Source organism: Collinsella sp. TM05-37, from assembly GCF_003436455.1.
Lineage (GTDB): Bacteria > Actinomycetota > Coriobacteriia > Coriobacteriales > Coriobacteriaceae > Collinsella.
Genome location: NZ_QSPN01000015.1, coordinates 3,563 through 22,458, shown reverse-complemented (window position 1 = coordinate 22,458; position 18,896 = coordinate 3,563). Strand labels below are relative to the sequence as shown.

The window sequence follows — 18,896 nt, the reverse complement described above, 5'->3', positions numbered from 1 at the left end:
CCGAGCAGATTCGGGCCCGCCGTCTTTTTCTATCGTTACTCGGTAAAGGCGTTGCCGACGCTCTGGCCGCCAACATACGTCTCGACGAGGGTGAGCTCATGGTCGAAGACGACAAAGTCGGCGTCGCGACCCGGCATGATGCTGCCGCACTTACCCTCGATGTGCGCAGAGCGCGCCGGCACCTCGGTTGCCATACGAATGGCGATATCGGCGCTGGCGATGCCCCAGTCGACAACGTTCTTGACGCCCTGGGCAAGCGTGAGCACAGAGCCGGCAATGCTCTTGCCATCGGCGAGCCAGCACAGGTTGTCCTTCATGATGACGTCCATGCCGCCACTGGTGTAGCTGCCCTCGGGCATGCCGCCGCAGCCAAGGCAGTCGGTGATGAGCACCGTATGCTGCCAGCCCTTTGCCTGCAGCAGCGCCTTGATGGCGGCAGGGTTTACGTGCTTGCCGTCACAGATGATCTCGGCGTAGGTCTCGGGCGTGGACATGGCTGCACCCACGACACCGGGCTCGCGGTGATGCAGCCCGCGCTGGCCGTTATAGGTATGCGTAAAGCAGCTGGCACCGGCGTTGATGGCGGCGATGCACTCATCGTAGGTGGCGTCGGAGTGACCGATGCTGGTCACCACACCCTTGGCGTTCAGAGCAGCCGCATAAGCAGCGGCACCGTCGCGCTCGGCCGCCATGGCGCTCTTAACGATGCGACCGCCCGCAGCCTCCTGCCACTGATCGAAGACCTCCTCGGAGGGGTCGATCAGATAAGCGGGGTTCTGCGCGCCCACGTGCTTCATGGTAAAGAAAGGGCCCTCCAGGTAGATGCCCTGAATGCGAGCACCGCAGAAGTCGGGGCCGCGACCCTCGTCCGCCTGGGCGATGGCGGCGCAGGCGTCCTTAATCTGCTCGACGCCATCGGTGAACGTCGTGGGCAGCCAGCTGGTGGTGCCGCGACGGGCGAGCTCGGTCGAGCTGATATCGATGCCCTCGGGATCGTTATCGGTAGTCGAGTGGTTATAGAAGCCATGGATGTGGGTGTCGACCATACCCGGTGCGATCCACGATCCCGTGTAATCCTTAATCTCGCAAGAGGGCTCGTCGGCCTGCCAGGCGCCAAAGACGCCATCCTCGACCATAAGATAGCCGCCCAGTTGCGGGCCTGCCGGCAAGAAGAACTTGTCAGCCTTAATTGCGTACGTGCTCATATGCACTCCTTGCTTCTAAAGCAGTTGACTGTGGTGATGCTTATACCCAGCTCACGTAAAACAAAAAGCGCCCGCCCGCCGTTATGAGCGGACGGGCGCCCTTACAGGGGGGACGCGATTAAGCGGTGAAGGGGTGAATCGTCACGCCCTTGACCACGCGGTTGACCGTGCCGGTGGGGCTCGGCGTATCGGGCGTGTTGCCCACGCGCACGGAGTTGAGCAGGCTGATTGCCTGGGCAAACATCACGAACGGCAGAGCAAGGTAACCCTCGGGGAGTGCCTCATAGCCCTTAAAGGTGAAGGACTCACCCTCGTAGACAGTAGCGCCATCCTGCTGAACGGCAACGGTGTGCTGAGCAATATCGTCGCCACCGATCTCGTTGAGGATGTCGATGTCGTACTGACGGGTGTAGGCGTCGTTGTTGACGAATACGAAGACGAGCGTCTTATCGTCGACGAAGGACTTAGGTCCGTGACGATAGCCCATGGAGGTGTCGTAGGAAGTGGCAACCAGGCCATGAGCAAGCTCGAGGATCTTGAGCTGGCTCTCCTGAGCAAGGCCGCCAAAGGAGCCGGAGCCAAGGTAGGTCACGCGGTTGAAGTCGCCAGCGAGGTAGTCGGCAACCTCAGACTCGCGAGCGATGACCTCCTCGCCCATCTTGGCGATGGTCTCGACCCACTCGGCCTTCTGCTCGTCGGAAGCCTCGTCAAAGATGAGAGTAGAGAGCAGGGTCATGCAGGTGTAGGAGCCGGTCATGGCGAAGCCCTTGTCGTTGGCGCGCGGGATGAGCAGCGTCAGCGCATTGGGATCATCGGCGGACTCGACGGCGAGCTTGCCCTCGGGCGCGCAGGTGATGTTGAGGAACTTGACGTTGTGGACGAGCTCCTTGGCAACGGCAACGGCGGCAAGGCTCTCGGGGCTGTTGCCAGAGCGGGCAAAGGAAACCACGAGCGTGGGATCCTCAGCGCGCAGGAAGTCGCGCGGGGCGCTCACGATGTCGGTCGTGGCGATGGGCTTAAAGTCGTAGAGATCAGTGTTGCCGGCGTGACGCAGATACGGGGCGCAGGTATCGCCAACATAGTCGGACGTACCGGCACCGGTGAAGACAACGGACAGACGGCCCTCGCCCATAGCGCGAGCCTCGGCCAGAAAGGCCTCGATGGCCTCCTTGTTCTCGCGATAGATGTTGAGCGTATCACGCCAAAGCTCGGGCTGCTGAGCAATCTCGGCCGTGGTGATCTGGGCGCCGAGCTCGGTGAGCTTCTCGACACTCTTCTCGAACATTTCTAATACCTCTCTCTAGAAGTAATCCTCTGACGTGCAATTATACACTTCGGTTGGTTATCTGGTAGTAACCAGTTAAATACAAAGAATCATCATATGGAAACGACGCCAACACTAGTCGCTACGCTGGTGGTAAACCTTGTATTTAAACTGATCGGCACGAGCAACCGAGAGCGTATACTCCACAACCTCGTTTGACTCGTTATACGTAGTCCTAACCAAATCGAGCACAGGCGAGCCCTCGACAATTTCCAAAAGGTGGGCATCGGTGGGACGGGCTATGCTCGCATAGAACTCCTCTTCGGCCACACGTATTTTTTGCTGAAAGTCTTGCTCAATCACATCGTAAAGCGGCTTACGCTCCAGCAGCGGTCGCTTTAGGGACAGAAATTGACGAACCGGTAGATAGCTGCGTTCGACCATCATGGGCATGTTGTCGGCAGAACGAAGGCGCTTGAGCTTAAAAATGCGATCACCGATACGCAATCCCATATGCTCGGCCAGATTCTTATCGGCCTCCATCTCGCAAAACTCGAGAATCGTGGTCTCGGGGTCACGACCCATCGCGCGCATCTGCTCGGTAAAGCTGTAGGACTGCATAAGATTGGTTGCCTTTGCCGAACGGTCGGTCACAAAGGTACCGCGACCGTGCTGCCGAACCACCAGTCCTAAACGCTCCAGTTCCTGCAGAGCCAGGCGTACCGTAGTGCGCGAGAGACCATAGCGCTCCGAAAGTTCGCGCTCGGAAGGAATCATGTCACCGGCGCGATATTCATGGTCAATCTTTTCGGTCAGAATATCGACCAGCTGATCGTACAGCGGTTGCTTACGCGCTCCGATCGCCATCCTAACCTCCCTTTTGCTCGAATTCGGCTAACTACCTAGGGTGTTAAGCATTATCTGTCTGCCACACCCGAATCATCAAGAAAACAAAAGCCGCGCGCTCTTTCGAGCACGCGGCTTTTAACATACACATGGCTTAAGGGGTCGGGGTGTGAGCCGCGTAGGGACACACCCCTCAAGCTAGAGCCTTACCAGATGCTCGGCCAGAGACCAAGCGGGCCAGCGCCCAGGATGCCAAGGACGAAGAGCAGGAGAATGCCCTTGGTCGGGGTCCAGCTGTGCTTAGCGAACATGTAGTAAAGCAGCAGCGTAAGCATAAGCGGGACGAGCTTGGGGACGATGGTGTTGAGGGTGTCGGCAACAGAGAAGTTGACCGGATCCTCGGTGACGGTACCGTAGGTAACGGACTCCATGCCGTTGCCCAGATCGGTGACGCCGCACTCGACAGCGTTGCCGTCGGCATCGGAAGCGGTAAGGGCGTTGCCGTCCTTATCGGTCATGGCGATGGTACCGGCCTCAGCGGTCTCGGTATCGATGCCCTCCATACCGGTGAAGTTCTCGGCCTCCTTCTCGGAGACGATCACGGTAGTAGCGGAGAGGCCACGGGTGGTGCCATTGGGGATCTGGAGGTTGATCTGGGTGCCACCCATGGTGACGACCAGGCAACCGACGACGAAGACGCCCATGATGGAAGCGGCACGCGTGAAGGCCTGCATGTTGGCGGTCAGAGCGTCAATAGCGCTGGTGCCAAGCTTGTAGGACCAGTTCATGAGCCAGAAGCGCAGAGCGAACTGGACGACGTTGAAGATCACCAGGAAGATGATCGGCGCAGCGGCATTGCCGTTGATGGCCATGTTGGAGGTGATGCCGGCCGTGATAGGCACAAGCGTCAGCCAGAACAGGGCGTCACCGATACCACCGAGCGGGCCCATTGCGGCGACGCGGACGGCGCGGATCGTGGGGATGTCAACCTTGTTCTGCTCGAGCGAAAGCACGATGCCCATAACAAAGGTGACAAGGAACGGATGGGTGTTGAAGAACTCCAGGTTGTGGCTCATGGAAGCCGCGAGGTCGTTCTTGTTGGTGTGGATCTTCTCCAGACCGGGGATGATGGAGTAGAGCCAACCGGCGGCCTGCATACGCTCGTAGTTGAACGAGGCCTGCAGGAAGCAGGAGCGCCAGGCCATCTTGTTGAGGGTCTTCTGGTCGAGCTGCGGAGCAGGAGTGAGATCCTCGTAGTGCTCTGGGATCACATACTCATTAGATGCCATCTTCGAAGTCACCTCCGTCAGAAACAGCTGCACCCTTCAGCTCGGTCTGCTGCTGGAAGTCCCAGAAAGCGATGCCGAAGCCGATGAGAGCGAGGATGAGCAGAGCAGGGGTTGCCAGAGAATCGTTGGCAACGGTGATGAGCGCGAGGCCAAAGCCCATGAGGAAGAAGCCCCACATATCGCGGTTCATCATAACCTTGAGCAGGACGGCGAAGCCGACGAAGCGCATCATGCCGCCTGCAGCGGAGAGACCGGTCTGCAGCCAAGTCGGGATGGCGGAAGCGATGGTCTGACCGATGGTGGCGCCAGCGATGAAGAACAGGGTGACGACGACGGCGAAGATCAGGCCGAGCAGAGCCATGGCGAAGTAGTTCAGACGCTCGATACCCTTGGTGTCAGCGTTGTGAGCCATGTTGTCCGCAGAGGACATGAGCGGCGACATAAGCGTGAAGACCAGGGTAACGCCGAGCTGACCAAGCAGAGCGAACGGAATGGCAAGGCCGACTGCCGCGTTGGGCTCGAGGCCCGTAGCGATAGCGAGAATGGCTGCCATGATGCCGCCGATGACGGCGTTAGGCGGCTGAGCGCCTCCGATCGGCATGTTGCCGATCGTCATGAGCTGATAGGTACCACCCACGAGAAGACCGGTGTTGAGGTCGCCAAGGATAAGACCGATGACGGCGCCGGTGACGATGGGCTGATAGAGAGACTCGAGGAAGTTGAACTGGTCGATTGCCGCGACGAACGTGACGATGAAGACCAGAGCGACCTGGATGATCGAGTATTCCATCTTGCTCCTCCTTTCAAAATGTATGTACGCACTTTGGATTTCACGTACAGAATGTCAGGGTTTCATTCCTGACAACGTGGATCATGAGGATTACGAGAAGAGCTTGCTCGTGTCCTCAACAGGCGTGCTCGGAACGCGCCTGATCTCCAACTCCACCCCCAATTCCTGCAGCTCTTTAAACGCAGCGACATCCTCGTCGTTAACTGCGACGGAGGTGGCGACTTGGCGCTTTCCTTCCGACATGTGCATGTTGCCGATGTTTACCTTCTTTATAGGCACACCGCCCTTGACGAGCGTAAGCACGTCTTCCGGTGTTTCGGCCACGATGAAGATCTTCTGGCGCGGGCTCGCCTTGCCAATGACGTCGATGGTCTTCTGCAGAGAGAAGAAACGAGTAGCGACGCCGGCGGGAGCGGCCATCTTCATGAGGTTCTGGCGCATGGTGTTGGTCGACACATCGTCGTTGGCGACGAGAATGAGGTTGGAGCCCAAGGTGGAGTTCCACTGGGTAGCGACCTGACCATGGACCAGTCGGTTATCGATGCGGGTAAGAAGAATGTTGGGTTCTGCCATGTTGATCAGCTTCCTTTCGTTATTTGCTGACGACAGTTACTTGATCTCCTGAATCGCGTAACGCGAAACATCTACAACGGCGCCGGATCGGACTTTGATCTGGACCTTCTCGCCTTCGATGCCTTTGACGGTTCCGTAGATACCGCCGGCGAAAAGAACCTCCTGACCCGGCTTGAGCTCGGTGTGTAGCTCCTTGAAGTACTTCTGCTTCTTCTTCATGTTGATTTGCGACCAGATGGTGTAAATCAAGCCCATGACGACAAGCAGGCCTAAAAGAGCGACCGAGGAGCTCAGGACGCTGGCTCCGAAATCGGCCATTAGATGCCGTCCTCGTCACCGAAGATATCCTCTTCCTCGGCACCAGCGACGGAGGCAACCGTCTGGGCGGTGATGCCCGTCTGGCCAACGGTCACGGCCTGCTCGCCAAGCTCGGCGAGCGTAGCGTTGCCGCGGAGGAACAGAAGCTCAATAACCATGGGAAGGTTCGTGCCAGTCAGAATCTCGACGTTGTCGACATCCTGGGCAATCATCATTGCCTGGTTGAACGGGGTACCACCAAGCAGGTCGGTAAAGACGAGCACGCCATCGCACTCCTCGCGCATGGCGGTGATAGCGGCGCGGAGATCCTCACCGTAGGAAGCAGCCTGGTCGCCCTCGAAAGGAACGACGGTAAAAGCGGGCTGATCACCGGCGACCATAGCGATAGCGCTTGCGAGGCCGGGTGCGAACTGTCCATGACCGGTAAGAATAAAGCCAACCATTCAAATTTCCCTTCCGAAGGTGTGTACGATCTGAGTCCGATGTTTTCGGAAGCCAGCGGGCGGACGCCCTTAAAGCTTCTTGGAAAGCGTTCTTTGAAGACCAGTGGTCTCTCAACTGGTAGTAACCACGTGACGTGTTGTTGTCACTATATCACCCCAGAAGAGGTCGCTTTCGCTGATTCATACAGTAAAACGTTTTTGCACCGTTCACGGTGATAAATCGACCGTTTACCGCTCATTAACACTTCTACCTGCAGTTTTGAAACCGTTTCGAAATGCTTTGGCAATCGATCACAACTATTTTCGTGTCTAAACAACACAGGGTGGCTAAATATAGCGTGTAGAAAAAGTGCAGGTCATTGTGAAGATTTGTGAATTGGTCTTTTTGACTTAATACCAGTTAGAACCAGTTTAGAAATTATCGGTGAACGGTAGTTTTCGACCGTTCACCGGAGAATTTCAATCGTTTGCAGCCTTTTTCCTAGATGAATTGGGGAGACTCGATGAAGCACTTGCGCGGTTGCAGGGTATTTCAATACTCGTCCATCCCCCGCGTTCCAAACTCCCATTCCCTGAATATGCCATAGCTCTCGCTATTCGTCTCACAAACATTACTTACTCTAATCTGTAATTGTTTATCGTTTATCATTAAGTATGATATAAGATACAAGTATCATCCAAGACATTGGTTGGAGGAGCTATGATCCGCTGGAACGTATCCAAATCGAATGAAGCCATCGACCGTGAACAGGCAATAGCCAAACTGAGGAAGCTCACTCGCTACTGCAAATGGGGCACAATCTGCACCATCGTGGCGCTCGCTCTGGCACTCCTCGCAGTCATTGCAATCGAAGATCTAGTCATATTGCCTAGCCTCTCCCAAGGGTTCTGTCTCCAATCCGTAGAGCTTGAGGCTAGCGAAGGGCCAATTCTCGCTCTCGTCGGCACCAATGAACAGACTCCTCTTATGCTTGTCGCGCACGACGGTCATACTGCCATAGGGAGCGCCATGATGGCATGCCTCGCGCTTGCCATCGCGCTAAGCGCATACAGGTTTTTCTCCGCCATTGAAAAGGCGGGCAGGCCCTTTGACCTCGAATGCATCCGCATACTACGTCAAATAGGACATTTGTTCCTTATCGGCGGCGCTGCCGTGAAACTTTTTGGTGCCATAGTCACAGGGCTGATACTCTCAGGATTTGGCGGTAGCTTTACGGATGCGCTTGGCGGGCAGCATCTCGACCTCTCTATGCTCTTTGCAGGCCTAATTATTAGCCTGATTGCCAGCATCTTCCAGTACGGGTGTATCCTGCAAAAACAAGATGACGAGTTGCTCTAGGGGGAATCCATGATTATTCTGCGGCTCGACCGCATGCTTGCCGAACGCAAGATTTCATCCAAAGAGCTTGCGGAACGCGTGGGTATCTCCCAGGTCAATATGTCGCGCATCAAGACGGGCAAGGTTTCTGCCGTGCGCTTTTCAACTCTTGACGCGATATGCCGGGCACTCGACTGCCAACCGGGCGATGTACTGGAATATATGCCTGACGATGAAGCCGATAACCTCTTTGGACTTAAAGATTAATAGACATAATTTAGCCACCAGCGCCTAAACGCAATAAGCCCGCTAGAACGACATCCGTTCTAGCGGGCTTAATCAGATATATCAGCTTCGCGCTCGGTAGCTCGGGCAAATCTTACGCAAACAGGCCGTAGATGCTGATGTTGGCCTTGGCGTACAGGCCGTTGGCATACTCGGTCCACTTGGAGCTGGCGCTCGAAGCCTGCGAAGAATACTGCTGGTAAGCAGTGTAATAGGCAGTCATGGCCTGCTTATAGGTGGCGCTATCGGCGGTAAAGGCATCGTCGGCGAAGGCCTTAGCATAGGTGCTGTCGGCGTCCTTCCAGGTGCCCTTCGAGCTATCCCACTCGTCGCCGGCAAGTTTGATGATGTAGTCGGCGTAGTCCTTGCTCGCGGTCTCCTCGTTGCCGTCAGCAGGCTCGGTCGGGGCGGTCGGCATGCTTGCAGAGCTATCGCCCACCTTCTTCTTGTAGAGCTTTTGCAGCGTCGCGGACTGACGGACGATCTGCTTGGCCTGGTCCTTGGACACGCCGTACTGCGTGGCCATGGTCTTGTAGTCCGAAGTGCCGATGGAATCCTCGGCGTACTTCTTCATCTCCTTAGAAGAGACGGTAATGCCCTCGTCCTCGGCAGCGTCGAGCAGGATCTTGTTGCGCACATAGGACAGGATAACGTCGGCAGACGGAGCGGTGTAGTTGCCATCGCTATCCTTGACGGTGTCGAGGCTGTACTGGCTCTCGATAGCCTCGCGCGCGGTGATATCGCTCTTCTTGCCGTTGTAGCTATAGCTTGCCACGGTCGAATCGAGCTGGTCCTCGGTCAGGGTCGACGAGCCGACACCCTTGCCGCCAAAGCCGCCATTGCCAATAAAGAAGCCGACCACCGCAGCAATCACGATGGCGACCACAAAGGCGGCGATCATCGTCTTCTTGTGCTTGGATGCATGGTCGTCCGCATCGGAGTCGTCCTCGTCCTGCTCCTCGGGCATGAGGTTCTCGTCGGCGGCGTCCGCGGCGATCTTTGCCTCCAGGCGAGCATCCTCCTCCTCGGCCGTCGTGCCGGCGGCAATGTGCTCGGCAGACGTGCCGGCGACCAGGTCGATCTTCTCGTCCTCGTCACCGTCGGGGCCTTCGCCGCGCTCGATGATCTGGATGCCGTCGATCTCGTCCTTCTCGTCCTTCTTTTGAATCAGACCCATATCAATTACTCCTTGTTAGGAAACATAGTCCCCAATAGAATACGCCCGACGAGGCGCCGGGCGTATTCATTCTTAGGTTATACGCAAACACTTAAGTACTATTTAGGCGTTTGCAGCGTGCGTACCTTAGGCCAGGTGCGCGATAACGGCATCGGCAAAGGCCTGCGTGCCCACGGCCCCCTCGACGGAGCCGGTCTGAGCACGGCGCACGTCACCGGTAACCTGCTCGCCCTCGCCAAGCGTGGCGGAGACGGCGGCGCGAATGCGGTTGGCGGCGTCGTTCTCGCCCAGGTGATCGAGCATCATCGCAGCAGAGAGAATCTCGGCCGTGGGGTTGGCGATATCCTGACCGGCGATATCGGGCGCGGAGCCGTGCGTTGCCTCAAAGATGGCGCAATCGGCACCGATGTTGGAACCCGGAGCCATACCCAGGCCACCAACCAGGCCGGCGCACAGGTCGCTCACGATGTCGCCGTACAGGTTGGGCAGCACCAAGACATCGAAGTCGTTGGGGTTCTGGACCAGGCCCATGCAGGTGGCGTCGACGATCTTGTCGTTGAACTCGATATCGGGATAGTTGGAGGCCACCTCGCGCGCTACGCGCAGGAACAAGCCGTCGGTCGCCTTCATGATGTTGGCCTTATGCACGGCCGTCACCTTTTTGCGGCCGCAGCGGCGGGCATACTCAAAGGCATACTCCACAATGCGGCGGCTCTTGGCGATGGAGATCGGCTTGATCGAGATCGCGGAATCGGCGGCGAAGGTCTTTTGGCCCGAACGCTCGACAAGCTGCGAGAGCTCCTCGACCTCGGCAGCGCCCTCATCGAACTCGATGCCGGCGTAGAGGTCCTCGGTGTTCTCGCGCACGATGACCAGGTCGACGTCGCGGAAGCGCGAGCCGTCGCCCGGCTGCGACAGGCAGGGGCGCACGCAGGCGTACAGGTCGAAGTGCTTGCGCAGGGCGACGTTAACGCTGCGGAAGCCCGTGCCGACCGGCGTGGTGATGGGGCCCTTGATGGCAACCTTGGTCTCGGCGACCGCATCGAGCACATGTTGGGGCAGCGGCGTGCCAAACTCGTCCATGACGCCGGCACCGGCCTCCTGGACGTTCCAGTTGATCTGGACACCGGTGGCCTCGACCACGCGGCGCATGGCCTGCGTAATCTCGGGACCGATACCGTCACCGGGAATCAGGACTACATCGTGCGCCATAATCTGTTACTCCTCGTCTTCGGCGTCGTCAGATTTTTTTACGCTAGCACGCTTCTTCTTTTTGGAGAGATCCAGGCCAAAACGTTTAACAAGCATTTCGCAAATCTCGCTCGAACGGGCCTTAAGATAGCTGCCCTTACCGTTCTCGGCATCGAACTTAAGGCGCAGCGCAAGCTTCTCGGCAACCTCGGCGTCGATCTCGCCCTGGCAAAACTCGTACAGGCAACCGAGCATGTCGCGATACTCAAGGTCGCCGTGGTAGCACTGGATGGCCTCGTCCAGGATGGGCCAAGCCTCGCGCGAACGCTCGACGCTCGTGGCGCCCCACACGCACAGCAGGCGGAAGGCGGCATAGCGCAGCGTGGAGGAGATCTCGTCGAACAGTGCGGTCTCGGCGCCCTCAAAGGCATCGCCCAGCTGCTCGGGGCAGGTGGTGGCGAGCGCCGTCAGGGCATCGAGGGCCTCCCAGCGGGTCTGCGCCTCGGGGCGGTCGAGCGCCTCGATCAACGCGGGCACGCAGGGCACGACGCGCTGCGGATCGCGCTCGGCAAGCAGGTGCAGCACGCGGGCGGCAAACTGGCGGATGCGGCGCGTGGGGCAGCCGAGCTCCTGGACCAGACGGTCGACGGCGTTCTCGTTCTCCTCCGCCAGCTGGAGCTGTGCCAGCTCCTCGTCGGTGAGCTGTTCGTCTTTGTTTTCTGCCATAGTTACCTCTTCTTTTTATTTCTTGGCGTGCTTGCCAGCACCCTTGCTGTCATCGGTGACCGAGATGAGCTGCCGGTCGGCCGCGCCATTGCGACGTGCACGGCGGCGCTCCTCGGCGTCGCCCGCGTCGGCGGCGGCGCGATGAGCCTTGTTGACGTTAAAAACCTCGTCGTGCTTGCGCCATGGACCGACGGACTCGCCAAAGCTCATCTTAAGGCCGGCGATAAAGCCGCCGAGCCAGCCGATCGGCGCAAACTGCACCAGCGGGAACAGCGAGAACACCCAGGTCAGTAGGACGACCGCCGCCGCTCCTGCAAAGTTGGCAATCCAGTAGTCGCGCTTGGTGATGACACGCTTTTCGCACGCCCACTGGCCGCACAGAAAGCCGATGTAGATCGCAAAGAGAAAGAGTACCAGCGCAAGCACCACGAACGTCCAGCTCATGGGCGCTACTCCCCGTGATGGTGGCCGCAGCAGCACTCGTGGCCGTCGTCATGGCCGTGGCCGCCGCAGCACTCGTGGTCCTCGCCATGGTGATGGCCACAGCCGCACTCATGGTCCTCGCCGTGCTCGCCGCAACCGCAACCTTCCTCGTGAGCGCCATGCTCCTCGGGGCGATACTGCGACCAGTCCAGACCGGCGGCGATGGCGTCGGCCTCCTCCTTGTAGAGAACCGTGATGGCCTGGGTGCCCAGCTTGGCGCCACCGATGGCGTCGAGCATGTCGTAGAGCGTAAAAGCGACGTCGGCACCGGGCAGCGCGAGCTCGCGGTCATCGGCGTAAGCGAGCGCCAAGCGCAGGTCCTTAATGAAGTGCTCGACCATAAAGCCGGGCTTGTAGTCGCCGTCAAGCGCCTTGGGAGCCAGGCTCTCCATGGCGCCGGACTTGCCGGTACCGCCCAGGATCATCTGGCGGGTCTTCTCCAGGTCAAGGCCGCTCAGCTCGGCAAATGCCATGGCGTCTGCCATGCCGACCATGCAGGCGCCCAGCGACACCTGGTTGGCGAGCTTGGCAGCCTGGCCCTTGCCGGCGCCGTCGAAGCAGCAGATGTTGGCCGCAAAGGTGGCAAGGATGTCGCGGACCGGCGCGATGTCGTTCTCGGTAGCGCCCACGATAGCCGTGAGCGTACCGGCGATAGCGCCCGACTCGCCGCCGGTGACGGGGCAGTCAAACGCCATGCGGCCGGAAACCTGGGCGGCCTCGGCAATGTCGCGCGCCAGCTCGGGCGAGCTTGTGGTGAGGTCGATCAGGACCGCGCCGGGCTTAGTGCACGCGAGCAGGCCGTCGCCCGCCAGGTAGAGCTCCTCGACCTCGGAGGGATAACCCACCATGGTAAAGACGACGTCGGCGTTCGCCACGGCATCTGCCGGCGTATCGGCCCAAACGGCACCGCGCTCGATAAGCGCGGCGGCCTTGGACTTGGTACGGTTGTTGACCGTGACGGGATAGCCGGCATCCAGGATGTGGCCGGCGATGGGGGCACCCATGATTCCGGCGCCGATGAATGCGACAGAGAGCTTGTTTGCCATGAAGCCTTTCCTTTTGGGTTGGGTGTTATTACCAGGTTGAATACTCGGTGCCAGCGTTTGGGCTGTGAGTTGGGATCGATTACGGCCGCGTTACTTGCCTACTGACCGCGCACGCGGCGGGCGATACGGTCGGAAAGCGACGCCTTGTCGGCGCGGTTCTTACCCCAAAACGCGCAGGCCACCATGCCGGGGCCCACGTGCGAGCCGATGGTAGGACCGACGGAGCTGCGAATGATCGTGACGTCGGCGCAACCCTCCTCCTTGCGGATGGCGGCTTCGAGCCAGTCGCCGTCCTTTTCGGCATCGGCCGTCATAATGGCGATGGGCATGGTGCGATCGGGCACGTAGTTCTCGCGGAACGACTTGAGGATGGACTTGAGCGCCTTCTTGCGACCGCGGTTGACGCCGATCAGCGACAGCGAGCCGGCCAGGTCGTAGGAGAGCTCGGGCTTGACGTCGAGCTTTGCCGTGAGCTGCGCCGCCGCGGGCGGAATGCGGCCGCCGGCAGCCAGCGCATCGAAGCTCTCGAGCGTAAAGTAACCGTGCACGTAGGTCTTGGCCTCGTTTGCCCAATCGACCAGCTGCTTAGCAGTCAGTCCCGCCGAGCGCTGGCGCACGGCCTCGAGCGCCAGGAGCTCGCCGGTCGCGCAGGGCAGAGCGTTGTCGACCACGTACAGCTCAAAGTTGGGATACTCGGCGCGCACGGCGTCCGCCGCCTGGCACGCGGAGTTGTAGCTCGACGACAGCGCCGAGGTAAAGCACAGGTAGACCGTGGGCGTACCCTCTTTGGCGCACTCGGTAAAGAACTCGATATAGCGACCGAGCGACACAGCCGAGGTGGACACGCGGGCACCGGCGCGCATGCGGTCGTAGAACTCCTTGGGTGTGATGCTCGACCAGATGTCATCCGTGCGCTCCTCGCCATCGATAATGAAGGGGAAACCCAAGATATCGACATCGAGGTTCGCGGCGACCTCGGGGCTAAAGTCGCAGCAGGTATCGACGACGATGCGGCAACGGTCCGAATGACCGGCGGATGCGGCCTTGTCCATCAAAGCGACTCCTTACGTAAAAAGGCGGCCACCCGCATGGGATGGCCGCCAGCCGTTAACTCATGCAAGTTAACGTATTTTACTCGTCAAGTGTTTCGATGCGGGGCTTGATGATGCCATATCCACCATTCTTACGGTGATACACCACATTGATAAGGCCGGTCGTCGCGTTCTCGAACACGTAGAAGTCGTGACCGAGCAGATCGGTCTGCACCAGCGCCTGCTCCTCAGTCATCGGAGTGACGTCGATAACCTTCTCGCGGACGAGCAGGTCGTCTTCCTCCTCGGGCAGCAGCAGGTCGGCCAGATCCTCGACGCGCTCGACCGGTGCGACATCCGCGGCGCTGGCACCGCCCTGGCGGTTGTCCACGACCTTGGTCTTGAACTTACGCAGCTGGCGGGTGACCTTATCGGCGGAGAGGTCGATGGCGGCGTACATATCTGCACCGTGCTCGGCAACGCGAATCACCGAACCGCGGGCACGAACCGTAACCTCGACGATTGCCGGGTTGGGGTTCGAGGGGTTCTTCTCATAACGAAGTACAACGTCGACCGTCATGGGCTCGATATCGAAAACCTTGAGCGCCTCGCCGATCTTCTCATCCACATGCGCACGCAGAGCATCGGTTACCGTCGTCTTGCGTCCAGAAACCTTGATATCCATACGTGGCTCCAATCTGCCTCGGGGACTTACTGTACTGGCTATGTACCCATTGCCGTGCATTTAATCACGCGGATTCCTAAAGACCCGAATAACGACTGCTTGATACCGCATACCGAAGTCTCGCACTTTTCTGTGGCAAAGTGCGCTATGGAAGAGCGAGGCGACTTTGGTTTTGCACCTAAAAAATGTCTTTGACCTGCTGGTTTTATGGAAACGAAAAAGCCGGGCTCCCCTGTTGGGAGAGCCCGGCGATGCGTGTTGAAACCGTGAAGAGGCGTCCCTCCTAGCGCATAGGAGACGCCACCCCTAGCAATAACTAGCTATTGAGCTTGTTAATGTCGTCGTCGGTGATAGTGCCCTCCTGGCTGGACGATTTATCCTCGGAGGATGCACCATCGCTGCTCGAATCGGAGGATGCGGACTCGCTGGATCCGGTGTCGGTCGGCTGCACGTCGGCGCCCGAGACCGTCTTGGTGGTGAGGTCATAGGGCATCGTGCCGTACCAGACGGAGTGGACCGCCTCGAGCGTACCGTCGACCGTGATGCCGTCGAGGGCATCGCTCACGGCACGGCACAGTTCGTCATTGGACGAGAGGCCCGCAACACCAAGCGTCGAGGGCGCCTCGAGCGCACCGACATAGGAGATCTCGCTCATCAGGCGTGCAAGGTAGCCGCCGGCCGTGGAGTCGCAGATCACATAGTCGACCTCGCCGGACTCGAGCGCCTCAAAGCACTCGTTGATGTTGGGGTAGGTCTTTTGGTTGGCGGTGATGCTCTGCTTAGCAAGCGCCTCCTGCGAGGCCGAGGACATCTGGACACCCAGAGTAGACGTGTTAAGGGTATCGGTGGAAACGTTTAGCGACCCACCATCGCTGGTTCTACCGAACACGGAAGCGGCATCGTACAGGCAGGTGCCGAGCGAGCTAACGTCCCCGTCCGTGGAGTTGATCTCGCCGATAAAGATATCAGCCTTTTTGTCGCCGAGCGCGGAACCTGCCGAGGACGCATCGACAAAGGCGACCTTAAGGCCCATGCGGCTTGCGAGGGCGCGGGCGGCGTCGACCGCATACCCCGTGAGCTCGCCGTCGGTGCCCTGCATGGCCTGCGGCGCATCGGAAGTATCGAGGGCGACCGTCAGGGTACCGGGGGTGACCAGGGCATCATCCGACACCGTGGGCGTGACGGTCTCGTACTCGATCTGGTCGATCGTGGGAGTCGTGAACGTAGACAGCGGGTTGAACGCGCATCCGCTCAGACCCAAAACGGCGATGACCGCTGCGGTCCCAGCACCTAACCGAGCCGCGTGCATCAAGCTGCCCCTCACCATGTCCACTACCCTGCCTTCTGTGTCGTATACGATCCGTGCGATGCGCGGAATATCAGATTGTTCCCACCAGCTGACCTGGTATTTGACCCCACACTTGCGCACCGGGGTGTTTGCTCGGGAGGCCGCAGCCACCTTCACGACTGGCCCGCTCGCCCGCGAGGCGGTATTGCCCCAAAGAAAGTAGAACGGACGGTGCGGCTTACATCTAGGACGCGCCATGATCGCGCCGCGCGCACGCGGTCGCTTACGTGGATCCCTTTGACCGCGTCTGTCTTGGACTAGGACGGGCATTTCGTCCGTCCGCAACCACAGCCTGGTAGGAACGTAGCGCATTATAGCTAAGTTCAAGCTAAAGTTTAAGGTTAGGGGCGTCATTCGCATCGCGAGTACAGATTTCGCAGGTCGGAGTGGGCTATTCGTGCCCCTGTGAAGCCCGGAGCTCCCCTATGGGGAGCTCCGGGGCACCCTTCCTAGGGTGCTGTGGCCAAAAAATGGCAAATATGAGTACTGTCACCAATTTAGTAACAGGCAGTTTTAGCCTCTCGGACAGATTTTGCGCTCAGTGTCGCCAACCTGATGCTTAGTTATTCTACATTTGTTTATTATCTTCTTACTTTATGACGCCTCCGAGTCCTAAATTCCTTGATTTTGCTGTTACTGATTTAGTGACAGTACTCATATTTGCCATATTTTGGCCAGGGCATATGATTAACCCCCTATTTTCGACGTGAATTAGACCGGCTTAAGCCCAAAACACGCCCGCAGCGTATTAAGCAACGCCTCTTGCTTCTTCCTGCGGGCATCGACACGATTCCGGTACCGCTTTCGCATACGCTGGTGCATGCGCCATGCGAGCGCTTCCATCGCTTCCATGTCACAGAGCATTTCGTTGTTGACCGTCGCGACCTCGATTCCCATAGTAATCAAGCCCGTGTTGCGCTTTTCATCATGGATACGTCCCCTCCGAGAGGAATGGCCCAGCTCACCGTTGTATTCCAGGTCAAACCGGGCTGCCTCCTGATATGCATCGCAAACTGCATGGGGCATCCCCGAGATTGCCTGCGCACGGTCATCGAACTCGATCTTGTAGTCGGTCTTAAAAGGTCCGCAGGCAAACCCGCCATAGGAAAACGGAAGCGAAAACAGGGCGAGCATGATGCACTCCATGGGCGAGAGCAGGTTTTCCGAAAGATAGGGACACAGACGCAGCAGCTGTTTGGCCACATTCCCCTTGCATGCCGCAAGGTAATCTGCCAGACGATCGGGCATCAGCACCGGCTCGACTTCAAAGTAGCCCACGTCTGCTGGCTGGTCCTTGTCCTTTGCAAGTTTATTCGTAACAGGCGAGGTGTAGGGAGGCAGATACTTCCCGCGGTCGCTCAGTGAAATCTTAGAGCACAGCTCCTGGGCCAGGGCAAATGCCTGGATACAGCCAAGTTCGCGCGCAACGGCAAGGCAGAGGGCCTCGGGAGACAAGCTGTACACCCCCGGTTCCACCTCTAGAATCGAGCCGGCGGGCAACCCGGAACACACGGACCAGCCTACGCTAGGCATGCGGCGGCGCTGCGCCGCAGATCCCACCAGCAAGCACAAATCCTCTTGCACCTCGCCGCTTGCGGCTCCAATTCGCACCAAGTCAGGAAGATAGATATCCTCGGTCGAGGGCGACGACGTGCGCAGCACACGGCGCTCTTCATCGGGATTAAGGTCCTTCCAGCTGATATAGCCCATCTGCCGGCGCTCGGCGCGCATCATGCGCAGCGCTGAAGCGCCTGTTAGGATTACGGAAGCCGCTAGCTGTTCGCCTGTCGGCTCGTTGCGCCGCTCAATCTTCACTGCCACAAAACCACCCCTACCAAACACGTGCGATAGCAAGGCCATCGACTGCCGCAGCGCCGGCACGCTTGAGCTCCGCCGAGGCCGCTGCCATGGTCGCGCCCGTGGTGATAACGTCATCGATAAGCAGTAGACGGCGGCCGCGCACGTCCTCAACCGTCTCGTACATGCCTTGGGCACGCTCGCGACGCTCCTCACGACCGAGTTCGCGCTGGTCGCCATGCCCGTACTTGACGAGGGCATCGAGCAGGGGAACGCCCGACAGCTCGCAAAATGGGCGCGCAATGGCCTCCATATGATCAAAGCCACGCCGCCGAAACGCTGCCGCCGTCGCAGGCACAAACACCACCGCATCCGCACCGGACAGCACACCTCCTAAGCGATCGGGCGCTACGACCTGGGCATGCAGGGCGGTGTCGTAGAGCAGCTCCGCCAGATACGGCGCCAGGCGTCGCTCGCCCGCGTCCTTGTACGCTTTAATGATGCGCGGCAGCGGATGCGCATAGACGGAGCACGCCAGGCAGCGGTCGAGCGCCTCCGCCATTGCCGAGGACGTGCCCTCGACCGAACACTCAGTGCACAGCAAATCCCCAAACGGGGCGCCGCATCGGGTGCAGCTATGACGTGGGTCGATGAGCGTGAGCGCGGCCAGGCAGTCTTGGCAAATAAGCGCACCGGCGCGCTCGCAGCCGGCACATCGTGTTGGCGACAATGCCTCGAGTGCCTCGCGTGCCGCCCGCTCGGCAAACGGCAGCAATTCGTCCGCAAACGGTAGGGCGCCGGCACCCTGCAGACGGCTCAATTTGTTCAGATGGCTCTTCAAGACACAACCCTCCCTACATTCGGTCGCAGGGAGGGTTGTTGATTCAGCGCTATGGTACCCCGACGCGATTGGGGTAAGGCGGGTTAAATCCGCTCGCGGGCGTTATTCGCCGGCGGGCGGTTGTGGTGCGGCCGAAGACGGGGTCGAGCCCTCGCCACCATCCTGGCGCGGCTTGCGGGAACGGCGACGACGACGGCGCTTTTGACCCTGGTCGGCCGAGCCCTCGCCACCGCGATCCTC

General features: G+C 59.2%; 20 protein-coding genes. 2 read left to right on the top strand and 18 right to left on the bottom strand.

Annotated features, from left to right (window positions below):
• Positions 1-35 precede the first annotated feature (35 nt).
• The 8 genes from nagA to DXD48_RS07920 all read right to left on the bottom strand — a co-directional run bounded on the left by nagA (position 36) and on the right by DXD48_RS07920 (position 6,728).
• Positions 36-1,205, bottom strand: a complete 1,170-nt coding sequence (nagA, locus tag DXD48_RS07955; protein ID WP_117564752.1) for an N-acetylglucosamine-6-phosphate deacetylase — start codon at positions 1,203-1,205, stop codon at positions 36-38.
• A gap of 118 nt (positions 1,206-1,323) precedes the next feature.
• Entirely contained in the window at positions 1,324-2,490 is a 1,167-nt protein-coding gene (locus DXD48_RS07950) for an SIS domain-containing protein (RefSeq protein WP_117564751.1), read from the bottom strand.
• Between the two features lie 114 nt (positions 2,491-2,604).
• On the bottom strand, positions 2,605-3,336 hold the full coding sequence (locus tag DXD48_RS07945) for a GntR family transcriptional regulator (RefSeq protein WP_117564750.1): 732 nt from the start codon (positions 3,334-3,336) through the stop codon (positions 2,605-2,607).
• Between the two features lie 185 nt (positions 3,337-3,521).
• The gene (locus DXD48_RS07940; protein WP_055251210.1) at positions 3,522-4,604 is read right to left on the bottom strand and encodes a PTS system mannose/fructose/sorbose family transporter subunit IID; all 1,083 of its coding nucleotides are present in this window, start codon (positions 4,602-4,604) and stop codon (positions 3,522-3,524) included.
• The gene (locus DXD48_RS07935) at positions 4,594-5,394 is read right to left on the bottom strand and encodes a PTS sugar transporter subunit IIC (RefSeq protein ID WP_089572403.1); all 801 of its coding nucleotides are present in this window, start codon (positions 5,392-5,394) and stop codon (positions 4,594-4,596) included. The genes DXD48_RS07940 and DXD48_RS07935 overlap by 11 nt, the downstream gene beginning before the upstream one ends.
• A 90-nt stretch (positions 5,395-5,484) precedes the next feature.
• On the bottom strand, positions 5,485-5,967 hold the full coding sequence (gene agaV, locus DXD48_RS07930; protein ID WP_089572404.1) for a PTS N-acetylgalactosamine transporter subunit IIB: 483 nt from the start codon (positions 5,965-5,967) through the stop codon (positions 5,485-5,487).
• 36 nt (positions 5,968-6,003) lie between these two features.
• Entirely contained in the window at positions 6,004-6,285 is a 282-nt protein-coding gene (gene yajC / locus DXD48_RS07925) for a preprotein translocase subunit YajC (protein ID WP_117564749.1), read from the bottom strand.
• Positions 6,285-6,728, bottom strand: coding sequence for a PTS fructose transporter subunit IIA (locus DXD48_RS07920; protein WP_117564748.1), 444 nt, complete (start codon positions 6,726-6,728; stop codon positions 6,285-6,287). Before DXD48_RS07920 ends, yajC begins: the two co-directional genes overlap by 1 nt.
• Before the next feature lie 700 nt (positions 6,729-7,428).
• Here DXD48_RS07920 and DXD48_RS07915 point away from each other — a divergent pair.
• Together DXD48_RS07915 and DXD48_RS07910 are read left to right on the top strand one after the other, a co-directional pair.
• Entirely contained in the window at positions 7,429-8,067 is a 639-nt protein-coding gene (locus tag DXD48_RS07915; RefSeq protein ID WP_117564747.1) for a DUF2975 domain-containing protein, read from the top strand.
• A gap of 9 nt (positions 8,068-8,076) precedes the next feature.
• Positions 8,077-8,313 carry a helix-turn-helix transcriptional regulator gene (locus DXD48_RS07910; RefSeq protein WP_117564746.1) on the top strand — a complete coding sequence of 79 codons (237 nt, stop codon included), beginning with the start codon at positions 8,077-8,079 and terminating at the stop codon, positions 8,311-8,313.
• A gap of 112 nt (positions 8,314-8,425) precedes the next feature.
• Here the strand turns inward: DXD48_RS07910 and DXD48_RS07905 are convergent, their stop codons facing one another.
• From DXD48_RS07905 to DXD48_RS07860, 10 genes are all read right to left on the bottom strand, one after another.
• The gene (locus DXD48_RS07905) at positions 8,426-9,508 is read right to left on the bottom strand and encodes a hypothetical protein (protein ID WP_117564745.1); all 1,083 of its coding nucleotides are present in this window, start codon (positions 9,506-9,508) and stop codon (positions 8,426-8,428) included.
• Between the two features lie 126 nt (positions 9,509-9,634).
• On the bottom strand, positions 9,635-10,720 hold the full coding sequence (locus DXD48_RS07900) for an isocitrate/isopropylmalate dehydrogenase family protein (RefSeq protein ID WP_117564744.1): 1,086 nt from the start codon (positions 10,718-10,720) through the stop codon (positions 9,635-9,637).
• A 6-nt stretch (positions 10,721-10,726) separates the two neighbouring features.
• Complete coding sequence (locus tag DXD48_RS07895; protein WP_117564743.1) at positions 10,727-11,425, bottom strand: HEAT repeat domain-containing protein; 699 nt, start codon at positions 11,423-11,425, stop codon at positions 10,727-10,729.
• A gap of 15 nt (positions 11,426-11,440) precedes the next feature.
• On the bottom strand, positions 11,441-11,869 hold the full coding sequence (locus DXD48_RS07890) for a hypothetical protein (RefSeq protein ID WP_055310425.1): 429 nt from the start codon (positions 11,867-11,869) through the stop codon (positions 11,441-11,443).
• Positions 11,870-11,874: 5 nt separating this feature from the next.
• Positions 11,875-12,954 carry an NAD(P)-dependent oxidoreductase gene (locus DXD48_RS07885; protein ID WP_117564742.1) on the bottom strand — a complete coding sequence of 360 codons (1,080 nt, stop codon included), beginning with the start codon at positions 12,952-12,954 and terminating at the stop codon, positions 11,875-11,877.
• A 98-nt stretch (positions 12,955-13,052) separates the two neighbouring features.
• Positions 13,053-14,006: a DegV family protein gene (locus tag DXD48_RS07880; protein ID WP_089572413.1), complete on the bottom strand. Its 954-nt coding sequence runs from the start codon at positions 14,004-14,006 to the stop codon at positions 13,053-13,055.
• A 79-nt stretch (positions 14,007-14,085) separates the two neighbouring features.
• Positions 14,086-14,670: a ribosome hibernation-promoting factor, HPF/YfiA family gene (hpf, locus tag DXD48_RS07875; RefSeq protein WP_035137685.1), complete on the bottom strand. Its 585-nt coding sequence runs from the start codon at positions 14,668-14,670 to the stop codon at positions 14,086-14,088.
• 316 nt (positions 14,671-14,986) lie between these two features.
• Positions 14,987-15,979: an ABC transporter substrate-binding protein gene (locus DXD48_RS07870; RefSeq protein ID WP_158548962.1), complete on the bottom strand. Its 993-nt coding sequence runs from the start codon at positions 15,977-15,979 to the stop codon at positions 14,987-14,989.
• 750 nt (positions 15,980-16,729) lie between these two features.
• Positions 16,730-17,839 (bottom strand): hypothetical protein, encoded by a 1,110-nt coding sequence (locus DXD48_RS07865; protein ID WP_117564740.1) that lies wholly within the window; start codon positions 17,837-17,839, stop codon positions 16,730-16,732.
• A gap of 10 nt (positions 17,840-17,849) precedes the next feature.
• On the bottom strand, positions 17,850-18,656 hold the full coding sequence (locus tag DXD48_RS07860; protein ID WP_233502324.1) for a double zinc ribbon domain-containing protein: 807 nt from the start codon (positions 18,654-18,656) through the stop codon (positions 17,850-17,852).
• Positions 18,657-18,896: the final 240 nt, after the last annotated feature.

Bases quoted from the DNA above. Each gene is read 5' to 3' on its own strand.
- DXD48_RS07950 (WP_117564751.1), bottom strand. From the start codon at position 2,490: ATGTTCGAGAAGAGTGTCGAGAAGCTCACCGAGCTCGGCGCCCAGATC.
- nagA (WP_117564752.1), bottom strand. From the start codon at position 1,205: ATGAGCACGTACGCAATTAAGGCTGACAAGTTCTTCTTGCCGGCAGGC.
- DXD48_RS07900 (WP_117564744.1), bottom strand. From the start codon at position 10,720: ATGGCGCACGATGTAGTCCTGATTCCCGGTGACGGTATCGGTCCCGAG.
- DXD48_RS07920 (WP_117564748.1), bottom strand. From the start codon at position 6,728: ATGGTTGGCTTTATTCTTACCGGTCATGGACAGTTCGCACCCGGCCTC.
- DXD48_RS07890 (WP_055310425.1), bottom strand. From the start codon at position 11,869: ATGAGCTGGACGTTCGTGGTGCTTGCGCTGGTACTCTTTCTCTTTGCG.
- DXD48_RS07870 (WP_158548962.1), bottom strand. From the start codon at position 15,979: ATGCACGCGGCTCGGTTAGGTGCTGGGACCGCAGCGGTCATCGCCGTT.
- DXD48_RS07885 (WP_117564742.1), bottom strand. From the start codon at position 12,954: ATGGCAAACAAGCTCTCTGTCGCATTCATCGGCGCCGGAATCATGGGT.
- DXD48_RS07915 (WP_117564747.1), top strand. From the start codon at position 7,429: ATGATCCGCTGGAACGTATCCAAATCGAATGAAGCCATCGACCGTGAA.
- hpf (WP_035137685.1), bottom strand. From the start codon at position 14,670: ATGGATATCAAGGTTTCTGGACGCAAGACGACGGTAACCGATGCTCTG.
- DXD48_RS07910 (WP_117564746.1), top strand. From the start codon at position 8,077: ATGATTATTCTGCGGCTCGACCGCATGCTTGCCGAACGCAAGATTTCA.
- agaV (WP_089572404.1), bottom strand. From the start codon at position 5,967: ATGGCAGAACCCAACATTCTTCTTACCCGCATCGATAACCGACTGGTC.
- DXD48_RS07905 (WP_117564745.1), bottom strand. From the start codon at position 9,508: ATGGGTCTGATTCAAAAGAAGGACGAGAAGGACGAGATCGACGGCATC.
- DXD48_RS07940 (WP_055251210.1), bottom strand. From the start codon at position 4,604: ATGGCATCTAATGAGTATGTGATCCCAGAGCACTACGAGGATCTCACT.
- yajC (WP_117564749.1), bottom strand. From the start codon at position 6,285: ATGGCCGATTTCGGAGCCAGCGTCCTGAGCTCCTCGGTCGCTCTTTTA.
- DXD48_RS07880 (WP_089572413.1), bottom strand. From the start codon at position 14,006: ATGGACAAGGCCGCATCCGCCGGTCATTCGGACCGTTGCCGCATCGTC.
- DXD48_RS07935 (WP_089572403.1), bottom strand. From the start codon at position 5,394: ATGGAATACTCGATCATCCAGGTCGCTCTGGTCTTCATCGTCACGTTC.
- DXD48_RS07945 (WP_117564750.1), bottom strand. From the start codon at position 3,336: ATGGCGATCGGAGCGCGTAAGCAACCGCTGTACGATCAGCTGGTCGAT.
- DXD48_RS07895 (WP_117564743.1), bottom strand. From the start codon at position 11,425: ATGGCAGAAAACAAAGACGAACAGCTCACCGACGAGGAGCTGGCACAG.